The following is a 24,212-nucleotide window of genomic DNA, read 5'->3' on the forward strand; positions in this document are numbered from 1 at the left end:
ATGTAGGCAGTGTTCCAAGCGCAATATCTCTATCTATAAAAGTAACGCAAGATTCCCGTTTCGTCCAATGGGAAGAGCGGCTGTGTATATTGCTACCCCTATTTTCTGCAAATGACGAGAAAAAGGGGTACTTCTATGTCTGAGAAAAGAAAGATAAACCTATTGCGAGAATAGAACAACCTATTAATTATAATAGGACAACCTATTAATAGCTGTAAGGGGTAGTGAGTTACTTGTTTTCCTTTGTTAATCGGCAGAAAATTCACCGTTATGGGATATTTCCTATTGTTGGCACGACATTTGCTACTGTAGAAAAGTACAAACATTCCAATATTCGCAATCAAAAGGAGACTACTTATGAACGTGGTAGCTAACGTATACCGAGGAGAAAAGATAGAGAGCTCTCATCTCGGTCACATCGCTGTCGTCAATTCGGACGGTACACTGCTTTATTCATACGGAGATCCGCATCGCCCTACGTATGCGCGCTCCAGCATGAAACCGATGCAGGCCATTCCTGTCGTGGAAACCGGAACTGCCGATCACTATCATCTCGAGCCTGCTGACTTATCCCTTTGCTGTGCCTCTCACAGCGGAGAGCCGCGGCATCGATCACGGGCGATGGGAATGCTTGAGCGCGCTGGACAGCCCGAAGAAGTACTGCAATGCGGTACCCACGTTCCCCGTGATGAAGAGAGCTACAAGCAGTTGATCCGCGAGGGTAAGCCGCTCACGCCTGTTTACAGCAACTGTTCAGGTAAGCACTCCGGAATGATCGCCACGGCGACGTACATGGGGGAAGATGTTGCTACGTATCACTTGCCAGAGCATCCCGTTCAACAGCGGATTCTCGAGGTCGTGGAAGATATGACGGGTTACCCAAAAGAAAAAATTTACATGGGGACAGACGGTTGTGGGGTGCCGGTACATCAATTGCCGCTTGCCAACTACGCCTGGGCTTTTGCCAAGCTGGCTAAACCAGAGGTCATTTCCAGTCAGAAGCGCCAACAAGCGGTAAAGCGTATCACGGATGCAATGACCACCCACCCCGAAATGGTAGGGGGAAATAACCGATATTGTACAGACCTGATGAGTGCCTTCGGTGGCAGGATTGTAGGGAAAGCGGGTGCTGAATCCGTGTACTGCTTGGGTGACCGCGAGACGGGGCTTGGCATTGCAGTGAAGATCGAAGACGGAGGAGCACGTGCTATCAACCTCGTCGTAAATGAGGTGCTTCGCCAGCTAGGAATCGGGATCGACGGACCATTGAAAAATCTTGCGGAATACACCAATCCAGAGATTACGAACATGAGCGGCACAGTCGTTGGCCGCATCGAGGCTGCGTTTACTCTCCAGCCAGAGAATCATTCCCTGCGTGCATAAATGGCATCTCACCCGGGAGCCGTTTATCTATAACCATTCCTTCACAAAGACAAAGGGGGTCATTATTTCATGAAGTTGCAAAAAGGGTGGAAGCTGCTCAGCTCGGCTGCTTTGGCAGCTGTTCTGACAGTAACAGGCTGTAGCCAATCAGCAGCTCCAACACAACCAGGGGCAGCCACAGGACAGTCGCCGCAAGCAGATGGTGGACAAGCTGATATGGCGGCAATGCTCAAGCTCAATTTGAAGACGGAACCACCTTCTCTTGATCCGCCAAAAGGCTTTGACAGTACATCCAATGAAGTGTTGAACGCCACCATGGAAGGCTTGGCACGTCTGGACAAGGATCATAAGCCACAACCGGCTATGGCAGAAAAATGGACAGTGAGCGAAGATGGCAAAACCTACACGTTCACACTGCGTGACAGCAAATGGTCCAACGGAGATCCGGTGACCGCCCAAGATTTTGAGTTTGCCTTCAAGCGCATCCTCGATCCGAACAATGCATTCCCTTCCGCTTTTCTCGCGTACTACATCGCTGGCGCGGAAGAGTACAACACGGGCAAAGGAAGCGCAGATGGCGTTTTGGTGAAGGCGATTGATGACAAGACGTTGGAAGTGAAGCTCAAAGCACCGGCAGGCTTCTTCCTGCACATCCTCACCCAGGCGACTTTCTTCCCTGTAAATAAAAAGGTCGCCGAGAGCAATCCGAAATGGGCAGAGAATGCTTCCAGCCTCGTAACCAACGGTCCTTTCAAAATGCAGGATTGGGTGCACGATCAATCTGTCAAGGTCGTCAAGAACGATGGCTATTGGGACAAGGATTCTGTTAAGTATGCCGGAATCGACTGGGTCATGGTCAATGATGAAAATACCCAGTATCAAATGTATAAAACAGGTCAGCTCGACATGGTGCAAACCGTGCCGAACGACATGAAAAAGAAGCTGATTGACTCCGGTGAAGCCAAAGTAGAACCGGAAGCATCGATTTACTACTATCGCATGAATACCAAAATGCCGCCATTTAACAATGTCAACATCCGCAAGGCGTTTGCCCTCGCCATCGATCGCCAATCGTTGATCGATAACGTGGTGCAAGGCAAACAGTCTCCGGCATTGGCTCACATACCGACCGGCTTCCCAGAGCCGACCGGCGGAGATTTCCGCGAAAAGGGCGGGGATTTCATCAAGGATAACGACATCGAGCAAGCAAAAGCCCTGCTGAAAAAGGGAATGGAAGAGGAAGGCTGGACGACCCTACCGCCGGTAACCATGACCTACAATACGAGCGATGCGCATAAGTCGATCGCACAAGTACTGCAGGAAATGTACAAGAAAAACCTGGGTGTAGATGTAAAGCTGGAAAACAAGGAATGGAAAGTGTTCCTGGCTGACCAGCGAGCTCGTAATTTGCAGTTCTCCCGCTCGACTATTCCAGCAGACTATGGCGACCCGATCAACTTCCTGGAGCTTTATGTAACCGATCATCCAGGAAACCGGATCAACTACAGCAACAAAGAGTACGACGGATTGGTCGAAAAAATCCGCAACACCGCAGATGAGACAGAACGCTTCAAATTGATGCATGACGCAGAGAAGATTTTCATGGATGATATGCCGCTCGTTCCGATCTACTTTATGACAAAAGTATTCATGGATCAGCCAAACGTAAAAGGCATCATTCGTCACCCTGTAGGAACACTCGACTTCAAATGGGTGGAGATCGGCAAAAAATAGTAAGATAAATGAAGACAAGAGCTGTGCTTATAGAAAGCTCTTGTCTTCACTTTACATCCTGGAGCGAGTGAGATGGAGAAAAAAACAGTAACATTTGTTGCAAAAATGGATGAATTTTTACAGTCAGTCGTCAGTCAGTGCCATGAATTAGGGGTTTCGGAGGATATTCATATTGAGGCAATCCGGGTAGATCAATTGCCGTTTCGTCCGATTACCCAGGGTGCCTTGGTTGTTCTTTCAACGAATAGCATCGTTTCGCAAGTAGAGCCTTATTTGCCTTCTGGCTCAAGCATGATTGTGGCGAAGCGGATGCTGCCTTACCACAATCTGCGGGGTGTGCTGGAGATTCCTAAAGGAGTCAAGGTGCTGCTGGTAAGTGATACAGAAGAGACGGCGCTTGAAAACGTAGAGCTTCTGCGGGCATCGGGAATCGACTTTGATGTTTACCCGTATTATCCAGGTGCCTCGTATCCGCCAGATATCGAGGTGGCTGTCACCCCCGGAGAGCCAGAGCATGTGCCTCTCCATATTCGCAAAGTAGTGGATATCGGATTTCGCAGTATCGACTTGTCTACCTGGCTTGCGATTTACGCCCATTTTAACAGCGGCAATTTTCAGCGTGTGACAGCACGGGCTATGCAATCCCTGATTTACATTACGAAAGAGTTGAATCACGAGATCAAACATGCCCACTTATTGGGCCAATACTTAGAGTCCATTGTCAACCGGATTGAGGACGCCGTCATTGCCTTTGATGAAAACGAGAAGATCCAGTTTGTCAATCAGAAGGCAATTGATACTCTCAATCTGGCAGGAAGCAGTGTAGTTGGGGAAAGCTCGGCAAATTGTCTGCCAAAGGACTTCTACGAATTGATTTCGCAATGCGAAGAAAATGAGGATATTTTGGTAGATTGGGCGAACAAAACCTACTTTTTCCGCAAAATGCACATTGTCATGGAAGGCAGTTTTCTCGGGAGCTTGCTTCTGTTTCGCAAGGCGGCTGAAATTGAAAAGCTGGAGCATGACTATCGCTTGCGTCTCTACAGCAAGGGTTTGGTAGCCAAGTACCAGTTCGAAGACATTTACGGAGAAAGTGTTTCCTTTCAAAAAGTCATTCAGATTGCCAGAAAGATTGCCCGAAGTAATTCCACTGTGCTTTTGCTCGGAGAGACAGGGACAGGAAAGGAATTGCTCGCCCAGGCTATCCACAATGCCTCGCCGCGTCGGCGTGAGCCGTTTGTTGGCGTCAACTTTGCAGCCATCTCCGAAACGCTGCTGGAGAGCGAATTGTTCGGTTACGAGGAAGGAGCCTTTACCGGTGCGCGAAAAGGTGGGCATATGGGCTGGTTCGAGCTGGCTCACAAAGGCACGATTTTTCTCGATGAGATCGGCGATGCCAGTGGAGCGATTCAAAACCGACTGCTGCGGGTACTGCAGGAGCGGCAGATCATGCGGGTCGGTGGCAATAAAGTGATTCCGACAGATATCCGCGTTATCGCAGCTACGAATCAGGATCTGCAGCACATGGTACGCGAAGGTTCTTTCCGGGCTGACCTTTACTATCGCTTGAACATATTGCCGATCCATCTGCCACCTCTCAGAAACCGCCGGGAAGACATCGGCTGGCTGGTCCAGCAATTTATAAAAAAATACTCGTTTGATTTGCGTCGTCCTCCATTCACGCTGACGAGTGAAGCGTTCAAAGCGATGGAGCGCTACGATTGGCCCGGCAACATTCGCGAGCTGGAAAATGTGGTGGAGTATTTGGCGCATGTGGTGGAGGAAGAGGCCTATGTGTACCATCTGCCGTTTCTGCGCGAGGAGCTGGAGTCGCCGCTGGCAGAAGAAGGTCTCTCAGACGAATGCGATGCGATCCGCGCCGAGTATGAGAAACGAGGATTCCTTAAAGAAGTAATTTCCATATTACAGAAGCTAAAACAGGGCGGCACCGGAAGATATGTCTTGCAGGAGCAGTTGCAGCAGACTGGACTTGTGATGTCACCCCAACAGCTCCGCTATCGTTTAAAGCTGTTGCAGCAGGATGAACTGATTCATGTAGGCAAAGGAAGACAAGGAAGTCAGATTTCTTCCAAAGGAGAAGCTTTTCTCACCTGTTTTCATCGGACAAAAGGAGGAGGAGGATTGCATGAGTGATTATTGGAAGCAGCGGGCGCTTTCGCAAAAAGACGCGTATGTGGCTGATCTGATATCGTTTCTGTCGATCAACAGCATCGAAGACATGTCGACAGCAACAGACGGCAAGCCTTTTGGCAAAGGGGTAGCAGAAGCGCTCACAGCGATGCTGGAGCGCGGTGAACGAGCTGGATTTCAAACGAAGAATCTACAGGGGTATGCTGGAACGATCGAGTACGGGGACGGAGAGGAAGAGATCGGCGTTCTCGTTCACATCGATGTCGTGACAGTAGGAGAAGGCTGGACCACACCTCCTTTTGAACCGGATATCCGGGATGGGAAAATCTATGCGCGCGGCGCGATCGACGACAAGGGACCAGCGCTTGCCGCCTACTATGCTTTGAAAATGGTGAAGGACTCGGGGCTGCCGCTTCGAAAGCGCGTTCGCCTCATCATTGGCACAGATGAGGAGAGTGGATGGCTCTGCATGAAATATTTTGCCGAGCACGATCAGGTACCGCAGGTCGGTTTTTCACCGGACTCTTCGTTCCCGATGACCCATGCCGAAAAAGGACAAATCAATCCGACACTGACGATCGCCCCCAGCTCACCTGCGGAAACATTCGATGGCTGGCGGCTAGTATCTTTCGTCTCAGGGGATCAGGGCAACAGCGTTCCGGACAAAGCGACTGCAATCATTGACGTGGGGGATTCGGCGCAGGACGAGACCGTTCTCCAAGAGGTTGCCAAACAGTGGGAGACGTATCTTCAGGTACACCAGACAACAGGACAGGTGGAACAAACAGAGCCAGGACAGGTGCGATTTTCTTTGGCGGGGAAACCAGCACATGGCATGGAGCCTCATCGCGGGGTGAATGCCGGCACGCTCTTAGCCCGTTTTTTGAAAGCGTTCTCGTTTGAAGCATCCGAGTATTCGTTTCTTTCTCTCCTCTCCGACATCTTGCACGAGGATCATTACGCCGAACGGCTGCACATGGCCTGTGAGGACGAGGTATCGGGCAAGCTGACGGTCAATGCGGGGATTTTGCGCTACAGCCAAAGCGAAGGAGGCAGTGTCCGCTTGAATATCCGCTATCCGGCGACCATTTCCTGCCAGGAGTATGTGGAAAAACTGGAGCGGCGTGTGGACGAGCTGGGCTGGACGATCTCCAATCTGCGAACCTCTAAGTCGCATTATGTTCCAAAAGATCATCCGGTGATTGAAACATTGTCTCGTGTTTATGAGGAGCATACCGGACTGCCAGCGAATCTGCTTTCTTCCGGTGGTGCGACGTACGCCAAGATCATGAGCTCTGGTGTGGCTTTTGGACCGCTTTTCCCAGGCAAAGAATCTACCGCTCATTTAACTGACGAATACGCTGAGATTGATGACCTGCTGCGTGCGATGGCGATCTATGCCCATGCGATCTACGAGCTGGCTAAGTAAACAAGGAGGACTTCGATGTCAAACTATCTGGTAAAACGTGTTTTGATGATGATCGTCACGCTCTGGATCATTGTGACGCTGACGTTTTCCTTGATGCATGCGATCCCCGGTAACCCATTTGCCTCTGAATCAGATCAGTTGCCGGAGCAAATTCTCAACAACCTGCGAGCGAAATACAATTTGGACCAACCGCTGCCCGTCCAATACGTGCTTTATTTGAAAAATTTGCTTATGTTCGATCTGGGACCATCCATTAAATCCGATTCGCGCGGGGTCAATGACATGATCTCTGATGGTTTTAGCGCTTCCGCTTGGTTGGGGGCTCAAGCGATTGGGATTGCATTGGTGTTTGGTATTTTGTTCGGAATTATTGCCGCGCTCAATCGCAACAAATGGCTGGACTATGTAGCGATGGCACTCGCTGTTATGGGGGTTGCGATTCCCAGCTTCATCATGGCACCGCTTTTGATCAACTACTTTGCAATCAAACTAACCATTTTTCCAGTAGCCACATGGGGTACGTGGATGCATACAGTTCTGCCATCTCTGGCCCTGGCTTTTGGCCCAGTGGCAATAATCACGCGATATATGCGTGCAAGCATGATTGAAGTCATGAATCAGAATTATATCCGTACGGCAGAGGCAAAGGGCATTCCGATGTGGATCATCGTCATCCGCCACGGTATTCGCAACGCGATTCTACCGGTTGTCACCTTCCTGGGGCCACTGATCGCTTCCTTGATTACAGGGACCTTTGTCGTCGAAAAAATCTTTGCGATTCCTGGTATCGGGAAGTACTTCGTTGATGGGATTTTCAATCGTGACTATCCGGTGATTCTGGGTACAACTATTTTTTACAGCGCGATTCTGATTGTGACGATCTTTTTGATTGATATCGCGTACACCCTAATTGACCCGCGGATCAAGCTGACCAACAAGGAGAGATAAACTGTGGCGATGGAACCAAGAATTGACCCGTTATTTCGCCCGTTGAGCAAAAATGTGCAGGCCAATGTCATTTCTCGGCCGAGTCTCAGCAATGGGCAGCAAGTCATTCGTAAGCTGATCAAAAATAAATTGGCAATGTTAGGACTGGTCATTATCATCATGCTGGTGGGAATGGCCATTATTGGTCCGAGTCTCGTTCCGTACAGCTATTCGGACCAAAGTCTGCTGACAAAAAATCAGGAGTTATCCTCCGAGCATTGGTTCGGGACAGATGAACTGGGGCGTGACATGTTTGCGCGTACGTGGTACGGGGCGCGAATTTCATTGACGATCGGTGTGGTAGCAGCCTTGATCGACCTGGTGATTGGTGTGACTGTCGGTGGGATCGCCGGTTACATGGCAGGGCGCGGCAAGCGTGGGGACCGCATCGATACGATCATTATGCGTGTGATTGAAGTGTTGTATGGACTTCCGTATCTGTTGGTCGTCATTTTGTTGATGGTGGTCATGGAGCCAGGAATGCTTACGATTATTATCGCTTTGTCAGCCACAGGCTGGGTTGGAATGGCCCGGTTGGTGCGTGGACAGATTTTGCAACTGAAGAACCAGGAATTTATCTTGGCTGCCCAAGTGCTCGGTGCAAAATTCACACGGATTTTGCTCAAGCATTTGATTCCAAACACATTCGGCGTCATTATCGTGAATCTGACTTTTACGATTCCTTCTGCAATCTTTGCGGAGTCGTTCCTGAGCTTCTTGGGGTTAGGTGTACAAGCGCCGGTAGCGAGCTGGGGGACGATGACAAACGACGGTCTTGGCGTTATTTTGACCGGTGATTGGTGGCGTCTGTTCTTCCCCGCATTGATGATTTCACTGACGATGTTTGCCTTTAACGTATTCGGCGACGGCCTGCAGGATGCTCTGGATCCGCGCCTGCGCGACTAAAGACGCACAAGGGTGACGAGAGACGCACTTGTGCGGCTAGAGAAGAGGGGAGAAATGGCGATGAAACCGCATTTGCTGGAAATTGAAAATTTGAAAGTAAACTTCAAGACATACGGCGGCGAAGTCCAGGCTGTGCGCGGTGTCTCCTTTCATGTGGACAAGGGGGAGACGGTCGCGATCGTGGGAGAGAGCGGCTGTGGAAAGAGTGTGACCGCTCAGGCGATCATGGGCCTCATTCCGAATCCTCCCGGGAAGATTGTCGGCGGCAAGGTCGTTTTCGAAGGGGAAGAAATTAGTCAGCTGCCAAAGAAAGAATTACTGGGGATTCGCGGGACGCAGATCGGGATGGTTTTTCAGGATCCGATGACTGCGCTGAATCCGACGATGAAGGTAGGAACGCAGATTGTCGAGGGCTTTGTCCGCAGTCAAAAGGTGACGAGGGAAGAAGCGCGCAAAAGAGCTATCGAGATGCTCAAGCTGGTAGGTATTCCTGATCCAGAACAACGGGTAGACCAGTATCCTCACCAATTTAGCGGTGGAATGCGTCAGCGCGTGGTCATTGCTATCGCTCTCGCATGTCAGCCCAAGCTGGTGATTGCAGACGAACCGACAACTGCGCTCGACGTAACGATCCAGGCACAAATCCTCGACCTTTTGAAACGCCTGCAAGAAGAGCAGGAGCTATCCGTCGTTATCATTACGCATGATCTGGGTGTAGTGGCCGAGATTGCTCACCGGATGGTCGTGATGTACGCAGGTATGGTCGTGGAGACGGGCACAGTCGAAGATGTCTTTGCCAACCCTCGTCATCCGTATACATGGGGACTCATGCGCTCACTGCCGCGTCTCGATGAGGGTGAGAAGCAACGGTTAGTCCCGATTGAAGGAACACCTCCTGACTTGTTTCATCCGCCAAAAGGCTGCCCGTTCGCCGCGCGTTGTGATTTTGCCATGGAAATCTGCGATCAGCAAATGCCCGTGACGAGTAGCTTCGAGCAGGGACATCAGGCGGCATGCTGGCTGCACGATTCGCGAGCACCTCGCATCGAGGAACTGGTTGCTGTAGGGAGGCAGGGAGTATGACAGAAGCACTCTTGGAAGTCCGTGATTTAAAGAAATACTTTTCGATCGGACAAGATTTTGACCTCAAGGCGGTAGACGGTGTTTCCTTTACCATTCAAAAAGGAGAAACGCTCGGATTGGTTGGCGAAAGCGGCTGCGGCAAGTCGACCCTGGGGCGTACAATCATCCGCCTGTACGAGAATACTGCTGGGGACGTCCTGTTTAAAGGAAAGAATGTTCACAAGCTGCGCGGAAAGGAAGTCAGTCAGTTTAATCGTGATGTGCAGATGATTTTCCAGGACCCGCAGGCCAGTCTCAATCCACGGATGACGGTAGAAGACATTATTGCAGAAGGGCTCGATATTCATGGACTCGGCAGGGGGGCGCGTCGGGAGCGTGTGGCAGAGCTATTACAACTGGTGGGCTTGCACAGGGATCATGCGCAGCGTTTTCCACATGAATTCAGTGGCGGACAGAGGCAGCGGATCGGGATTGCACGGGCGCTGGCCGTAGAGCCGGAATTCATCATTGCGGACGAGCCGATCTCGGCGCTCGACGTTTCTATCCAGGCGCAAGTGGTGAACTTGTTGGAAGATCTGCAACAGGATCGCGGTTTAACCTATTTGTTCATCGCCCACGATTTATCCATGGTCAAGCACATCTCCAACCGCATCGGTGTGATGTATTTAGGCAAAATGGTGGAGCTGGCAACAAGCAACGAGCTGTACGCCCGCCCGCTCCATCCGTATACCCGTGCCTTGCTTTCTTCTGTACCCGTGCCAGATCCGACTGTAAAGAGGGAGCGTATCGTCCTTCAAGGTGATTTGCCGAGTCCGGCCAATAAACCTAGCGGCTGCGGTTTTCGCACTCGTTGTCCGCTGGCGACAGCTCGCTGCGCGGAGGAAGAGCCTGTTTGGCAGGAGGCAGAGGCCGGGCACTGGGTCGCGTGTCACGTGATTTAGTCAAATCAATTGCGATTCATGAAAAAGACGTTCCCGAAGTGGGAACGTCTTTTTTGATAAGTAGATCACTCATGCCCGCAATCAGCTTATAAATAAAAGAAGCAGGTAAGTACTAGGGAGAACAAAATGAAACAAGCGCCTATTGTAACGAGTAAATATGTTCCGAATCGAGCGAGTGTTTCCTTATTTTGCTGAAAAGTGGGATCTTCTAATTGGAACATATCGTCCTTTATCATGCGGGGCTTTCGGAAAAACAATTCTTTCAGTTGCTTAAATCCGCGCAGGAATACAATGAAAAAACCAGATCTGACGACAAGTGCTAGGCAGCCTGCCATCAATAATAGAAGACCTGTAAAAAAGCTCTTGTTAATGATGGATAACAACACGACAGGTTGAAGATTCATTCCTAATAGGATGCTGGAAATGACTGTGATTGCTAGTAGGATAGTCATCCATTTTCTCACGTATAAAACACGTCCTTTTCTATCATAGAGAGGTTTAAGTAATTCATCGTATAAAAGTTTTTTTACAAATCAGCAGCGATGCGCTGTGCCTCCCGTAAAAAAGCGAGCACAGCGGGGGAGGCTTCGGTAAGAGAACGAACAGCTAATCCGATCTGCCTGGACAAAGGCGGAGAGAGGTCAAGAACAGCAACTTTGCGCAGGGATGTGGGCAGGGTGAGGGTGGGGATCACTGTCACTCCAACGCCTGCTTCCACCATCGCAAGAATCGTGGCATTATCTGCGACCTCAAACATTGTTTGCGGCTGTAATCCGCTCCTAAGAAATTCGGCCCCAATCAGCAATTCACAGCCTGCCATTGGCATGATGAATGGTTCACCAGCTAGCTGCTTTAAAGTAAGGAAAGATTCCTTTGCGAGCGGATGGTCAATCGGAAGCACAGCCTTCAAGGAGTCATTCTTGAGCATGACTCCTTCCAATCCGTCTTCGGGCCAGACATGAAAGCCAACATCCACGACTCCGGTGTGGAGCCATTGTTTGATTTCTTGGTAGGAGCCTTCAAACAGTCTCATCTCCATTTGGGGGTAGAGGGTGTGGAAAGACTTCAGTAACTGTGGCAGGAGGTTGGCTGTCACACTGGGAAAAGAGCCGATTCGGATGGTTGCTTGTTGAAGGCCGGTAGTTTGCGCTGCAACTTTTTTGATTAGCGCTGTTTGTTCTAAAATGGTCCGGGCAGAGGCGGTCACCTCTTCGCCTGCTGCTGTCAGCTTTACCCCGCTGCGATTTCGGACGAATAAAAAGATCCCGAGCTCTTTTTCTAGAGCACTGATGGTATGGCTGACTCCTGATTGACTCAATCCGATTTTTTCCCCTGCCCTAGTGAAGCTGCCGCTTTCGGTGACGGCAACAAGCACTTCCATTTGAAATAAAGTCATTGGCCTTGTCCTTCCATGAAATTTTTATCATGTTAAGCATGCGAAACCTTCAGTTTACTTGGAATGTTCTTGTATTTATGATTAGAAATAACAAGAGATCCAATCGAATTACAAAGGAGAGGAATTTATGAATGCTGTGAGCGTGTACCATGTAGATGCCTTTACGAAAGACCCCTTTGCCGGGAATCCCGCAGGTGTCATCCCGGATGCTCGTAATTTGACTTTACCGCAAATGCAGCAGATTGCCAATGAATTGAACCTTCCTGAATCCGCTTTTTTGATGCCGTCGGTCCATCCCGAAGCAGATTTTCGCATTCGGTATTTTTCGCCGACAGTCGAAATCGACTTTTGTGGCCATGCCACAGTAGGGTCTTCCTGGCTCTTGGCAACAGAGCTTGGGTGGCTGGAAAAAGGCCGGCGCATCGTTTTTGAGACGAATGTAGGATTGATTCCGGTTCAATTGGAAACAGAGGACGGAAAATTGAAAAGGGTGCAGATGACTCAAATTACTCCCTCGGTCAAGGAAATTGACTTGAACCCAGTAGAGGTAGCGCGGATGGTCGGGATACAAACAAAAGATATAGATGATCGATATCCGATAAAGCTGGCTTCTACTGGCGGATTGCATCTGCTTGTCCCTGTCCGCACCCGAGCAGCGATAGATCAGGCAATCCCGCTACAATCTGAATTGGGGGCAATGAATAGAGAACACCGAATTACAACCACTCATCTGTTTACATGGGATGCACAGGAAGGTTACGATCTGTATACCCGTGATTTCGCACCTGCTATTGGGATTCCGGAAGATCCGGTGACTGGGGCTGCCAACGGGGCTTTAGCGGGCTATCTAGCGTTGGAGAAACTGCTGCCGGTAGGGGAGAAGCATCACCTAGTAGTCGGGCAAGGGCACGCTATCAGTCGTCCGGGAACATTGTATATAACGGTAGAGACTTCTTCAAAAGACCCTGTCATTCATGTCGCAGGCGAAGCGCATGTGACGATAGCGGGTCAGTTGCGTGTATCAGCAAAGTGATGAGTACTCGCTACATTTGCGGTCTACCAATTGCAAGGGGATAATAGAAAGTAGGAAATGTGCACTCAGATAGATTTCAAAAGAGGAACGAGGGGGATATTTGGAACATGTATCTCTAATTGTCACGAAACTTCGGGAAGCCGGCTGTGTTTTCGCTGAAGAAGAGGCGCAGTTGCTCGTCTCTGAGGCACGGACGCCGGCCCATCTCGCCGCCATGGTGGATCGACGGGTAGCTGGACTGCCTCTCGAACACGTCGTCGGCTGGGCGGAGTTCTGTGGTGTGCGGATTGAGGTCGATCTGGGAGTCTTTGTACCACGCCGCCGCACCGAGTTTCTAGTCAGTCAAGCGGCTGCGCTTATCCGGCATAGAGCCGTCGTCGTGGACCTGTGCTGCGGATCAGGCGCGGTTGGCGCAGCACTAGCTGCTGTCCCGGAACAGGTCGAGTTGCACGCCGCTGACATAGATCCTGTAGCGGTACGATGTGCCCGGCGCAACGTCATTGCCTCTGGTGGTCACGTATACGAAGGAGACCTCTATGAACCACTCCCCGCCAGGCTGAGAGGACATGTCGATATTCTCGTCGCAAATACACCCTATGTACCTACACTCGCGATCGGACTATTACCTCCGGAAGCTCGTATATACGAGGCGCGTGAAGCGCTCGACGGTGGCGCAGATGGGCTTGACGTCCAGCGCCGGGTGGCGCAAGCGGCGAGGCTCTGGCTGGCACCGGGTGGTCACCTGCTGGTCGAAACTAGCGAGAGGCAGGCGACGCAGACTATGGAAATTTTTGCTCACAGCGGGCTGACAGCATGGGTCGTCACCTCCGACGAAATGGAAGCTACTGTCGTGATCGGAACTATGCCGTAATGTTCGTGCCGCTCAGCCTGAGAAAGCACAGAAAGTAAACCCACACCCCCTCCTCAGGCAAACAGGGCGATCGAGGGGGTGCTATCCTTTTTCAATGCGGCTCCCAGCGCAGCTTGCGTGCCTGCTTGAATCGCTCTTCTACATAGGGCCAATTAACGATATTCCACCAGCCCTCTACATATTTATCGCGCTCGTTTTGGTACGCAAGAAAATAAGCATGCTCCCAAACATCAAGAACGAGAATAGGGATGACATCCCATTGCGATAGATTTTGGTGTTTTTCGGCGGTCAGAATTTCTAGGTGGTGTGCACGAGGCGCCCAGACGAGAATCGCCCAACCAGGCCCTTCCACTTTTTCGGCTGCTTGGCTAAAATGCTTTTTAAAAGCCGAAAAGGAACCGAAGTAACGATTGATTGCTTCAGCCAGTTCTCCTGTTGGTTCGCCACCGCCATTCGGGGTCATGGAAGGCCAGAAAATGGTGTGCAGGTAATGACCTGCTCCGTTAAAGGCAAGCTCGCGTTCCCAGTGCCGGACGAGCTCGAAATTACCGGTGCTGCGGGCCTCTGCCAGTTTGCGTTCCGCTTTATTGAGGTCGTCTACGTACTTTTGATGCAGTTTGTCATGGTGAATCTGCATCGTCAGTTCGTCAATATAAGGCTCCAGTGAATTGTACGCGTAAGGCAAAGGCGGAAGAGTATGCCGACCGATCGCGACAGGACGAGCGACTCGTACGGGCTCGCGAGCGGCTGGATAGGAGATGGGCATAGGGATGGAGACAGTAGCATCAGTGATTGTCTCAAGAATTTGTTCTTCCATTTGGGTCTTCTGCGTCTCTTGAATATTTTCACCCTCGCTTATAACGGCGTTTTCCTCCTGAAGCTCTTCCTCGTTTAATTGAGCCAAGCGTAAAAAGCGATGAAATTGTTTTTGTACCTCCTCTGCTTTTGAGATCAGCATGGGCAGCTCTTCTGAATGCGGGGTGGTCTCGAGCTGAGAAGCTTTTCTCCCGATCTGTGTAAACGTTTCTTCGAATTTGTGCAAATGACGTTCCAGCTCTCGATTGAGTGGTTTGCTTTTTCGCAGGTGCTCGATCCATTGGCGGCCCCACTGGCTCCAATCCAGTAAATGCTTCGTTTGCTCATCCAATTTAGGCTCCTCCTTCATACGGTCAAATCCCTTTCACAACCTATGACAGGAGCCCAGAGAAGGTGCGGCATTCGCGGAGTACAAGAAATTTAGGCTCCGCATATGGTAGTAGCACAAATGCCATAGTGGTATGCTGTACTATATTCATTACAACAAGGGAGACACATTTGCATGAGTAGAGAATACGCGATAGCCGTAATTGATTCAGGAGTGGGAGGATTAACCGTAGCCAAGGAAGTCATACGTCAGCTGCCCGAGGAACGGATCGTATATGTAGGAGATAACGCACGTTGTCCATACGGCTCCAAGTCACCGGAGGAGATTCGCGCGTTCAGCTTTCAAATGATTGACTTTGTGATGCAGACACCACTAAAAGCTTTGGTCATTGCCTGTAATACAGCAACCGCTGTCGTACTGGAAGAAGCGATGGCTTATTTGCCGTTGCCGGTCATTGGCGTCATTGAGCCGGGCGCAAGGGCTGCTGTCCAGGCAACAAAAAGCGGCCGGATCGGAGTCATCGGCACAGAAACCACGATCCGTACGAAAGCGTATGAGCGTGCTTTGCTGCGTGGAAGGCCGGATTTATTTGTGTCGGGATTGGCCTGCCCGGATTTTGTGCCATTGGTAGAAAATCATCAGGCGAACTCCCAAAAGGCAAGAGAAGTAGTAAAAGAGACGCTGGCACCACTGATTCGCGAAGATCTGGACACCCTGATTTTGGGGTGCACGCATTATCCCCTTTTGGCACCGATCATTCAAGAGGTCATGGGCGATCAGGTGCGGTTGATCAGCTCTGCCGAAGAAACAGCACGAGAGCTGTCCACACAAATTATTCCCGACACTTATAGCCAACTCAGCAGCCATCCGCAGCATTTATTTGTGACGAGCGGCGATGCACTTCGCTTCCGCTCCATCGCTGAGGAATGGCTGGATTGTCCGGTAAAGGTAGAGTACCACTCGCTGGAAAAATCAGTAGAGGCATAAGGACCCCAAGCACAGCCATCAGACAAACTTTCAACGCATAAACCCAAGCCCTGCTCGTATACATGGTAGTACAAAGTGTCTGGAGGAGGCTGGGGAAATGAAGAAAAGACACATTGGCAAAATGACGGCTGTGCTGGGGGTCAGCGCCATGCTGTTATCGGGCTGCGGTCTCTTTGGCCCGGAAAAGGAAACAATCAGTATCGATGCACCACCACAGTCAGAGGTGGCAACTGATGTGACAAGCGGAATGGCATCTTCAGGAGCGGCAACGCAAGCGCCCGAACCCGCAGTTCAAGCGTCGTCAGAACGAACGGTTTACCTCTTGGATGCCAACGGATACGTGGTACCCGTTTCGCTCTCTCTTCCCAAAGTCGAAGGCCTTGCGAAACAGGCGCTCAGCTACATGGTGAAGGGTGGACCCGTGGAGAGCCTGTTGCAAGGTGGATTCTCTGCCGTACTGCCGAAAGGGACTGAGGTAAAAGGTTTGCTCATCAAAAATGGTGTGGCAACAATCGACTTTTCCAAAGAATTTAAAGCATACGACGAAAAAGACGAAAAGCGAATTCTGGACGCAGTCACCAGAACGATGACGGAGTTTTCCAATGTGAAGGCCGTGCAAATCTGGGTAAATGGAACACCGCTGACGGAGATGCCAGCAGCCAAAACGCCCATTACGCAGCTTGATCGCGATCATGGCGTCAATCTGGAGCTGGCGGATGGAGCTATCCCTGGAAATACATCCACTGTCACGGTTTACTTTCAGGGACAACTGGATGATGCCCGTACGTACTATGTACCCGTCACCCGTCTCGTTCCAGAAACGCCCGACGTAGCAAAAGCGACAGTGGAGGAGCTGATCAAAGGTCCGAAACAAGGCTCCCAGTTGTTCAGTTCTCTGCTCCGTACGACTCGTGTGCTGGATGTCAAACAGGAAAAGGATCTGATTACCGTCAACCTGACGAGCGACATCCTCAAGTATGATGATGGAAAGGAAGCCAGTCCGGAAGCATTGCAGTCCCTCGTCCTTTCGCTGACCGAGAGCACGGGAGCCAAGCGAGTGCAACTGCTGGTGGAGGGAAAACCACTGGAGAACGGCGATTACTCCAAACCCGTGAGTCGTCCGATTCAGCTCAATTCGATGCAATTCTAATCCACCATTGTCTCTTGGCCACGCCCGTCTTCTCGAGCGTGGTTTTTTGCTTGGTCAGCACGTGCGGCTTGCCAAATAGAGCGTCCCTTTACTAGAGAAAACACCGTGACAAACAGGCCCGCGACAAATCCTGCGATGCGTGGATCAGCTATGGATAGGAGCCAGCCGCCTGCAAGCATGGATAAACCGATGAGAATGTTCGACAGAGTTGCCTCCAACGCGAATACGCGGCCATGGTAGCGAGGATTGACATGACGCATGAGCAATGTGTTGAGGCTGGCATTTCCCATTCCGCCTGCAATGGTCGAAAGCGCATAGAGAACGGCTGTCACATAGATCGTTGGGGAAAAACTAGTCAGTAAAAAAGTAAATCCTTCCACTGCGAGCCCGATGGAAGCCATCTCATACGGATAGCGGTGGAGCCGCTGGGCAATCAAGCCCCCGATGATAAAACCAAGCCCGATTGCCCCGTACAGAAGCCCAATCCCCATTTTTCCGGCATCAAATACCTGATAAGCATATACACTGATCAAAACATTAATGATTCCGCCGCCAATGGACCAAAGAGCAGTAAGCAGCAAGATCGCATAAACGATGGGAGTTTTTTTTATCAGTTGAAGCACACTGTTGTAAGATACATCTTGCTCGAAATCGATTGAACCATTCTGTTTTTCCCATTCATGCTTTTTTTGGGGGACATTCAGACGGAAGAGCAAGAGCGCAGAAGCAATAAAAGAAAGGGAGTTGTATAAAAAGGCGATATCGTTACCCCATAGTGCGATGAAGATGCCGCCGATAAGGGAACCGACAGCCATAACAAAGCCGAAAACGCTTTGATCGAGAGCGTTTGCAGCGGCGAGCTCATCTTGTGAAACAATCTGTGGAAGGATGGCTAGACGAGATGGATTGTACAGGGCAGAAAAGGCGACAAGCAAAAAAGTACCCGTATAAACCATCCATAAATCCGTTTCCCGGGCAACAAACAAAAACATAAGTGCGATGACTCCCCGGGCCAAATCACAAACGATCATCACAGCTTTGCGATTGAAGCGATCAGCAAGCATCCCTCCCAGAGGACCGAAAACCAAGTGAGGCAGCGTGCGCAGGGCAAGAGTGATGCCGACTGCCATGGCGGTTCCTGTGATTTCTAGCAGCAGGCTGAGAACGGCTACACTGTTAAACCAGTCGCCAATTCCACTTAACAGATTGGCGGATAAAAGCCTGCGCAAATTGGGTTTTGACAGCAAAGAATGGAGATTCATGAGTTCATCACCTTCTGATTAGTTAAATATCTAATTAGATGTTATTCAAATTACTTTTGCGTAGCAAGCTTTATTTTGAAAGTGCAATCACGTCCCTTGAAAAAGTCATGTGAATATTTGCAATTGATGTAAATAGGATAACGCTGTTTGGGCAGTGGCAGATCGTTTCCTGCCTCTGGTATAATAAGCGGAGTGTATCAAAGCGATTTAGGAGGAACTTGGAATGAGAGTGGATGGCCGTGCCCATGACCAATTGCGCCCCGTAACCATTACGCGCAATTACATTAAACATGCAGAAGGATCTTGCCTGATCGAAGTAGGAGACACCAAGGTGATTTGTACGGCGACCATGGAGGATCGGGTTCCGCCCTTTATGCGTGGTGGCGGGAAGGGCTGGATCACAGCCGAGTACTCTATGCTTCCACGGGCTACCGCGACTCGCAACGCGAGGGAATCGTCCAAAGGAAAAGTCGGTGGACGTACCATGGAAATTCAACGCCTAATCGGACGTGCGCTCCGATCGGTTGTTCATTTAGAGGCGATGGGTGAACGCACGATCTGGTTGGATTGCGATGTCATCCAAGCAGATGGGGGTACACGTACAGCATCGATCACAGGGGCGTTTGTGGCTATGGTGGATGCCATGCAAAAGCTGGTTGAGAGTGGCACATGGAAACAACTGCCGCTCAATGACTTCCTCGCAGCTACTTCTGTCGGCGTAATTGGAGAAGACACCGTACTGGACCTGAACTACAAGGAAGATTCTTCAGCAATTGTAGATATGAATGTTGTCATGACAGGCAAAGGCAAGTTTGTAGAACTGCAAGGGACAGGCGAAGACGCTCCTTTTTCCTCAGAGCAGCTCCAAGAGATGATCGCCCTGGCCAAAATCGGAATCGGTGATTTGATTAAAAGTCAAAAGCAGGCATTATCTGATGTGCCACTCTCTTTTGCAGAGACTATTGCGGAGGAAAGCCATGTCTGAGCGCAAAAAGGTCGTTCTGGCCACGCGGAACCAAGGGAAAGTGAAGGAATTCAACCGATTGTTCGCTGATCTCGGGTGGGAAGGAATCAGCCTGGCAGAATTTGAAGAGGTACCTGAAGTGGTGGAGGACAAAGAGACGTTTGAAGCCAATGCTCTGAAAAAGGCAATTACGATTTCTACATATTTGAATCTGCCAGCGATGGGTGATGACTCCGGGCTGGAGGTAGACGCCTTGGATGGTCGTCCGGGCGTTTACTCGGCTCGTTATGCTGGAGAAGATGCTACCGATGAACAAAACTGGCGCAAGCTTCTGACCGAGCTTGAGTCAGTACCGATGGAGCAGCGGACAGCGCGTTTCCGCTGCACACTTGCTTTCGTGGTGCCTGGCTGTGATCCGATCATTGCGACTGGCTCCTGCGAAGGGCTGATTGCGAGAGAGGCGAAAGGCACAAACGGCTTTGGTTACGATCCGGTCTTCTACATACCAGAAATTGAAAAAATGATGGCGCAGCTTTTGCCGGATGAAAAAAATCAATTGAGCCACAGAGCGCGTGCCATGCATCATTTATTGCAGAAGCTTCAGTAAGCATCCAGTGATTGACAGCCAGTAGTTGGACATACGTCCACCGGGAAAGAAGGCTAGATAAAATCCCATTGGTGAAGAGAGAACAGGAGAGTGAGACGCTATGGGAATTCTCGTTATGAGCGACAGTCATGGTCTTGTGCGAGAAGTGAGGCAGGTGACGGACAGACATGCAGTGGATAAGATTTTGCACTGCGGCGACTTTTGTGTCGATCCCGAGCGAGAGCCGTTTTCGATGATGACGTTGGTTCGCGGCAACTGTGATACTACCAAAGCGGTTCCGACAGAGCAGCAGACCCATTGGCACGATCTGAATATCCTGCAAACCCATGGACATCTGTACGGGGTAAAAAGCTCTCTCCTGCGCCTGCATTATCGGGCTGAAGAGACAGGCGCCAATGTAGTCGTGTTCGGACATTCCCACGTTCCAGCCTGTGGAGTGGAGCGGGGCATCCTGTTTCTAAATCCGGGCAGCCTGCAATTGCCTAGAGGCTTTGATGTGCCTACGTACGCTATTGTGGAGGAAACGGGACTAAGTCCAAAAGAGGTCCAAGTCTCGGTTTCTTTCTATGATTATCAGGGCAATCCAGTACGCCAGTTAGGCGGTAGTTACTCGCTTCGCCGCTAGAGTGGGCGGATTATTGTAAAGTGAAAGATTTGTGCTATACTAGAATGGTTAAAATGGCTAGAATATTATCATCCGAGCCTGCGAAGATTTCATTGGCGCGGCTGGCGATGTTCTGTTGATTCGATTTAGGAGGGGAAGTTTAAGTGGCAGCAAATTGGGAAAAGGTAGAGAATAACCAGGGAGTCCTGACGGTTGAAGTAGATGCTTCGCAAGTAGACGTAGCATTGGATCAGGCTTTTAAAAAAGTAGTACAGAAAGTTCAAGTTCCTGGATTCCGTAAAGGGAAAGTTCCACGCAAAATGTTTGAAGCTCGTTTTGGTGTAGAATCCCTGTACCAAGACGCACTAGATATTCTGTTGCCAACTGCTTACGGACAAGCTGTTCGTGAAGCTGGTATTGAGCCAGTTGACCGTCCAGAAGTAGATGTATCGCAAATGGAGCAAGGCAAAAACCTGATTTTCAAGGCTACTGTAACTGTGAAGCCTGAAGTGAAGCTGGGTGACTATAAAAACCTCAGCATCGAAGAAAAAGAATTCACTGTAACCGAGGAAAGCGTAGATGCTGAACTGACTCGTATGCAAGAGCGTCACGCAGAACTCGTAGCAGTAGAAGAAGGCGCTGCGCAAAACAGCGACCAGGCTGTAATCGACTTCGAAGGCTTCCAAGACGGAGTTCCTTTTGAAGGCGGAAAAGCGGAAGACTACTCCTTGGAACTGGGTTCGGGAACTTTCATCGCCGGTTTTGAAGAGCAAGTAGTAGGCATGAACGTAGGCGAAGAAAAAGAAGTAACTGTAACCTTCCCAGAAGAGTACCACTCCCCTAACCTCGCAGGTAAAGAAGCGGTATTCAAAGTGAAGCTGAACAGCCTGAAGCGCAAGAACCTGCCAGCTTTGGACGATGAGTTCGCAAAAGACGTGAGCGAATTCGACACGTTGGAAGAGCTGAAAGCCGACACCAAGAAAAAACTGGAAGAAAAAACGGCACAAGAAAAAGATCAGTATGTCCGTGAACAACTCGTATTGAAAGCAGCGGAAAATGCTGAAATCGATCTGCCGGTAGTAATGGTTGAGCATGAACTGGATCAAATGGTATCCGAGTTTGGTCAACGCCTCCAATACCAAGGCATGACGCTGGAGCTGTACTACCAGTTCTCCGGTATGGATGAAAGCCAGCTGCGCGATCAACTGCGTGCAGATGCAACATCCCGTGTTCGCACTTCCCTGACGCTGGAAGCTATCGGCAAAGCGGAAAACATCGAAGCTACTGAAGAAGATGTAAACGAAGAGCTGAACAAGCTGGCTGGTGTATATGGCCGCCCAGCAGATGAGCTGCGTAAAATCTTCTCCGCTCAAGACGGTATGGCAGCACTGTACCGCGATGTGCAAACTCGCAAAACCGTTGATTTCCTAGTTGCAGAAAGCAAGGTAAATGCATAAGCTTAGGAAGAACGCGTGATTGGCCAGTGGTCAGGCTAACCCTGAATGCTGGCTGGAAGACCACAAGGCACGATGATCTCGTGCCTTGTTTTTCCACCATTGGACTTTTTTGCGCAATCCTTCTCAAATAAAGGGGAACCCCTTTTTCCGGTAAAGGAGGAAGATACATATGCTAATACCTATGGTCATTGAGCAAACAAGCAGAGGCGAGCGCTCCTACGATATCTACTCACGCCTCTTGAAAGATCGGATTATCCTGCTCGGCACCGAGATTGATGATGAGGTTGCCAATCTGGTAGTTGCCCAACTACTCTTTTTGCAGGCGGAGGATCCGGACAAGGACATATCACTATACATAAACTCACCAGGTGGTTCTGTAACAGCAGGTATGGCTATTTACGACACGATGCAGTACATTAAACCGGATGTATCCACCATTTGTGTGGGTATGGCTGCTAGTATGGGTGCGTTCCTGCTCGCGGCTGGTGCAAAAGGCAAGCGCCTTGCGCTTCCAAACAGTGAAGTCATGATTCACCAACCGCTTGGCGGAGTACGTGGTCAAGCAGAGGACATCCGTATTCATGCGGAATGGATTCTCAAAACGAAACGCCAACTCAATCAGATTTTGTCAGAGCGTACGGGTCAGCCATACGACCGAGTAGAGCAAGATACCGATCGCGACAATTTCATGAGTGCAGAAGACGCAAAGGCCTATGGATTGATTGACACGATTATTGAACGCAAAAACTGACCTGTTGTGGGGTGAAGCGCATGTTTAAGTTTAACGACGACAAAGGCCAACTGAAGTGTTCCTTCTGCGGCAAGTCCCAGGAACAGGTGCGCAAGCTGGTAGCTGGTCCTGGTGTATACATTTGTGACGAGTGTATCGAACTGTGCAACGAAATTGTTCAGGAAGAACTGGGTACTGAAGAAGAAATCGACATGAAAGAAATTCCAAAGCCGGTGGATATTCGCAAAATCCTGGACGACTATGTTATTGGTCAGGACATGGCGAAGAAATCTCTCTCGGTGGCGGTATACAACCACTACAAACGTATCAACTCGGGTGCCAAAATCGAGGATGTGGAGCTGCAAAAATCCAACATCATGCTGATTGGTCCGACAGGTAGCGGGAAAACGCTGCTCGCTCAAACATTGGCCCGCATTCTGAACGTGCCATTCGCGATTGCGGATGCGACTTCGCTGACTGAGGCCGGCTATGTAGGGGAAGACGTAGAGAATATCTTGCTCAAGCTGATTCAAGCAGCTGATTATGATGTGGAAAAAGCAGAAAAAGGCATTATCTACATTGACGAGATCGACAAGGTAGCTCGCAAGTCTGAGAACCCTTCGATTACCCGTGATGTTTCCGGTGAAGGTGTGCAGCAGGCGCTGCTGAAAATTTTGGAAGGTACGGTTGCCAGCGTTCCACCACAAGGCGGACGCAAGCATCCACATCAGGAGTTTATCCAGATTGATACCTCCAACATTTTGTTCATCTGTGGCGGTGCTTTTGACGGAGTAGAACAAATCATCAAGCGTCGTATGGGTAAAAAAGTAATCGGCTTCGGTGCAGACTTTGGCGATGGTGTCAAAACAGATTTGAAAGCCGGTGAATACTTGAAGTACGTATTGCCGGAAGACCTGCTGAAATTTGGTCTGATTCCTGAGTTTGTTGGTCGTTTGCCAGTTCTGGCGACACTCGAACCATTGGATGAAGAAACGCTCATCCGTATCCTGACTGAGCCGAAAAACTCCTTGGTGAAACAGTATCAAAAACTGCTTAGCCTTGATGGGGTTGAGTTGGAGTTTGATACTGGTGCCCTCTTGCAAATCGCAAAAGAAGCGATTAAGCGCAATACCGGTGCGCGCGGACTGCGTGCGATCATCGAACAAATCATGCTGGATATGATGTATGAGCTGCCATCCCGTGAAGATGTCAGCAAGTGCGTGATAACCGAAGAAACGGTACGCGACAAAGTAAAGCCGCAGCTCATGACCAAAGAAGGTAGAGAAATGCGCGGCGAAACGGCGTAAGCGTAAAAATGTACACAAAAACCATCTCGGTGATACGGGATGGTTTTTTTCTTTGCAGCACCTTAAGAATTGGTAAGTCCTGTGCT

General features: G+C 50.0%; 22 protein-coding genes. 18 read left to right on the top strand and 4 right to left on the bottom strand.

What is annotated here, in order from left to right; all coding sequences use genetic code 11:
- Positions 1-357: 357 nt before the first annotated feature.
- The 8 genes from ACIFQN_RS32955 to ACIFQN_RS32990 all read left to right on the top strand — a co-directional run bounded on the left by ACIFQN_RS32955 (position 358) and on the right by ACIFQN_RS32990 (position 10,614).
- Entirely contained in the window at positions 358-1,383 is a 1,026-nt protein-coding gene (locus ACIFQN_RS32955; protein ID WP_429837280.1) for an asparaginase, read from the top strand.
- Between the two features lie 69 nt (positions 1,384-1,452).
- Positions 1,453-3,117, top strand: coding sequence for a peptide ABC transporter substrate-binding protein (locus tag ACIFQN_RS32960; RefSeq protein WP_429837281.1), 1,665 nt, complete (start codon positions 1,453-1,455; stop codon positions 3,115-3,117).
- A gap of 72 nt (positions 3,118-3,189) precedes the next feature.
- The gene (locus tag ACIFQN_RS32965) at positions 3,190-5,271 is read left to right on the top strand and encodes a sigma-54 interaction domain-containing protein (RefSeq protein ID WP_429837282.1); all 2,082 of its coding nucleotides are present in this window, start codon (positions 3,190-3,192) and stop codon (positions 5,269-5,271) included.
- Positions 5,264-6,697, top strand: a complete 1,434-nt coding sequence (gene pepV, locus ACIFQN_RS32970) for a dipeptidase PepV (RefSeq protein WP_429837283.1) — start codon at positions 5,264-5,266, stop codon at positions 6,695-6,697. Before ACIFQN_RS32965 ends, pepV begins: the two co-directional genes overlap by 8 nt.
- Before the next feature lie 15 nt (positions 6,698-6,712).
- Positions 6,713-7,645 carry an ABC transporter permease gene (locus tag ACIFQN_RS32975; protein ID WP_429837284.1) on the top strand — a complete coding sequence of 311 codons (933 nt, stop codon included), beginning with the start codon at positions 6,713-6,715 and terminating at the stop codon, positions 7,643-7,645.
- 9 nt (positions 7,646-7,654) lie between these two features.
- Positions 7,655-8,590, top strand: a complete 936-nt coding sequence (locus tag ACIFQN_RS32980; protein ID WP_429837360.1) for an ABC transporter permease — start codon at positions 7,655-7,657, stop codon at positions 8,588-8,590.
- 60 nt (positions 8,591-8,650) lie between these two features.
- Complete coding sequence (locus ACIFQN_RS32985) at positions 8,651-9,673, top strand: ABC transporter ATP-binding protein (protein WP_429837285.1); 1,023 nt, start codon at positions 8,651-8,653, stop codon at positions 9,671-9,673.
- Positions 9,670-10,614, top strand: coding sequence for an ABC transporter ATP-binding protein (locus ACIFQN_RS32990; protein ID WP_429837286.1), 945 nt, complete (start codon positions 9,670-9,672; stop codon positions 10,612-10,614). The genes ACIFQN_RS32985 and ACIFQN_RS32990 overlap by 4 nt, the downstream gene beginning before the upstream one ends.
- Positions 10,615-10,700: 86 nt before the next feature.
- Here the strand turns inward: ACIFQN_RS32990 and ACIFQN_RS32995 are convergent, their stop codons facing one another.
- Both ACIFQN_RS32995 and ACIFQN_RS33000 read right to left on the bottom strand, forming a co-directional pair.
- Positions 10,701-11,078, bottom strand: a complete 378-nt coding sequence (locus ACIFQN_RS32995) for a DUF3899 domain-containing protein (protein WP_429837287.1) — start codon at positions 11,076-11,078, stop codon at positions 10,701-10,703.
- A gap of 62 nt (positions 11,079-11,140) precedes the next feature.
- Complete coding sequence (locus ACIFQN_RS33000; RefSeq protein WP_429837288.1) at positions 11,141-12,010, bottom strand: LysR family transcriptional regulator; 870 nt, start codon at positions 12,008-12,010, stop codon at positions 11,141-11,143.
- 127 nt (positions 12,011-12,137) lie between these two features.
- Between ACIFQN_RS33000 and ACIFQN_RS33005 the strand changes: the two genes are divergently transcribed.
- Positions 12,138-13,043, top strand: a complete 906-nt coding sequence (locus tag ACIFQN_RS33005) for a PhzF family phenazine biosynthesis protein (RefSeq protein ID WP_429837289.1) — start codon at positions 12,138-12,140, stop codon at positions 13,041-13,043.
- A gap of 100 nt (positions 13,044-13,143) precedes the next feature.
- Positions 13,144-13,914 (top strand): putative protein N(5)-glutamine methyltransferase, encoded by a 771-nt coding sequence (locus ACIFQN_RS33010; protein WP_429837290.1) that lies wholly within the window; start codon positions 13,144-13,146, stop codon positions 13,912-13,914.
- 91 nt (positions 13,915-14,005) lie between these two features.
- Here the strand turns inward: ACIFQN_RS33010 and ACIFQN_RS33015 are convergent, their stop codons facing one another.
- Positions 14,006-15,061, bottom strand: coding sequence for a superoxide dismutase (locus tag ACIFQN_RS33015; protein ID WP_429837291.1), 1,056 nt, complete (start codon positions 15,059-15,061; stop codon positions 14,006-14,008).
- Positions 15,062-15,232: 171 nt separating this feature from the next.
- Here ACIFQN_RS33015 and racE point away from each other — a divergent pair, with 171 nt between their 5' ends.
- Together racE and ACIFQN_RS33025 are read left to right on the top strand one after the other, a co-directional pair.
- On the top strand, positions 15,233-16,045 hold the full coding sequence (racE, locus tag ACIFQN_RS33020; RefSeq protein ID WP_429837292.1) for a glutamate racemase: 813 nt from the start codon (positions 15,233-15,235) through the stop codon (positions 16,043-16,045).
- Positions 16,046-16,142: 97 nt separating this feature from the next.
- Positions 16,143-17,195 (top strand): GerMN domain-containing protein, encoded by a 1,053-nt coding sequence (locus ACIFQN_RS33025; RefSeq protein ID WP_429837293.1) that lies wholly within the window; start codon positions 16,143-16,145, stop codon positions 17,193-17,195.
- On the opposite strand, the gene ACIFQN_RS33030 is transcribed toward ACIFQN_RS33025, so the two are convergent.
- Entirely contained in the window at positions 17,192-18,457 is a 1,266-nt protein-coding gene (locus ACIFQN_RS33030) for an MFS transporter (protein ID WP_429837294.1), read from the bottom strand. The two genes, ACIFQN_RS33025 and ACIFQN_RS33030, sit on opposite strands and share 4 nt — an antisense overlap.
- 223 nt (positions 18,458-18,680) lie before the next feature.
- Between ACIFQN_RS33030 and rph the strand changes: the two genes are divergently transcribed.
- The 6 genes from rph (at position 18,681) to clpX (ending at position 24,126) form a co-directional block, all read left to right on the top strand.
- On the top strand, positions 18,681-19,442 hold the full coding sequence (gene rph / locus ACIFQN_RS33035; RefSeq protein ID WP_429837295.1) for a ribonuclease PH: 762 nt from the start codon (positions 18,681-18,683) through the stop codon (positions 19,440-19,442).
- Entirely contained in the window at positions 19,435-20,028 is a 594-nt protein-coding gene (locus tag ACIFQN_RS33040; protein ID WP_429837296.1) for an XTP/dITP diphosphatase, read from the top strand. Before rph ends, ACIFQN_RS33040 begins: the two co-directional genes overlap by 8 nt.
- Positions 20,029-20,128: 100 nt before the next feature.
- The gene (locus ACIFQN_RS33045) at positions 20,129-20,653 is read left to right on the top strand and encodes a metallophosphoesterase family protein (protein WP_429837297.1); all 525 of its coding nucleotides are present in this window, start codon (positions 20,129-20,131) and stop codon (positions 20,651-20,653) included.
- Between the two features lie 143 nt (positions 20,654-20,796).
- Complete coding sequence (gene tig / locus ACIFQN_RS33050; protein WP_429837298.1) at positions 20,797-22,089, top strand: trigger factor; 1,293 nt, start codon at positions 20,797-20,799, stop codon at positions 22,087-22,089.
- 169 nt (positions 22,090-22,258) lie between these two features.
- Positions 22,259-22,840: an ATP-dependent Clp endopeptidase proteolytic subunit ClpP gene (gene clpP / locus ACIFQN_RS33055; RefSeq protein ID WP_429837299.1), complete on the top strand. Its 582-nt coding sequence runs from the start codon at positions 22,259-22,261 to the stop codon at positions 22,838-22,840.
- Positions 22,841-22,860: 20 nt separating this feature from the next.
- A complete protein-coding gene (gene clpX, locus ACIFQN_RS33060) occupies positions 22,861-24,126 on the top strand; it encodes an ATP-dependent protease ATP-binding subunit ClpX (RefSeq protein ID WP_429837300.1) in 1,266 nt (421 codons plus the stop codon).
- Positions 24,127-24,212 lie beyond the last annotated feature (86 nt).

This window comes from Brevibacillus sp. NRS-1366 (genome assembly GCF_050467985.1).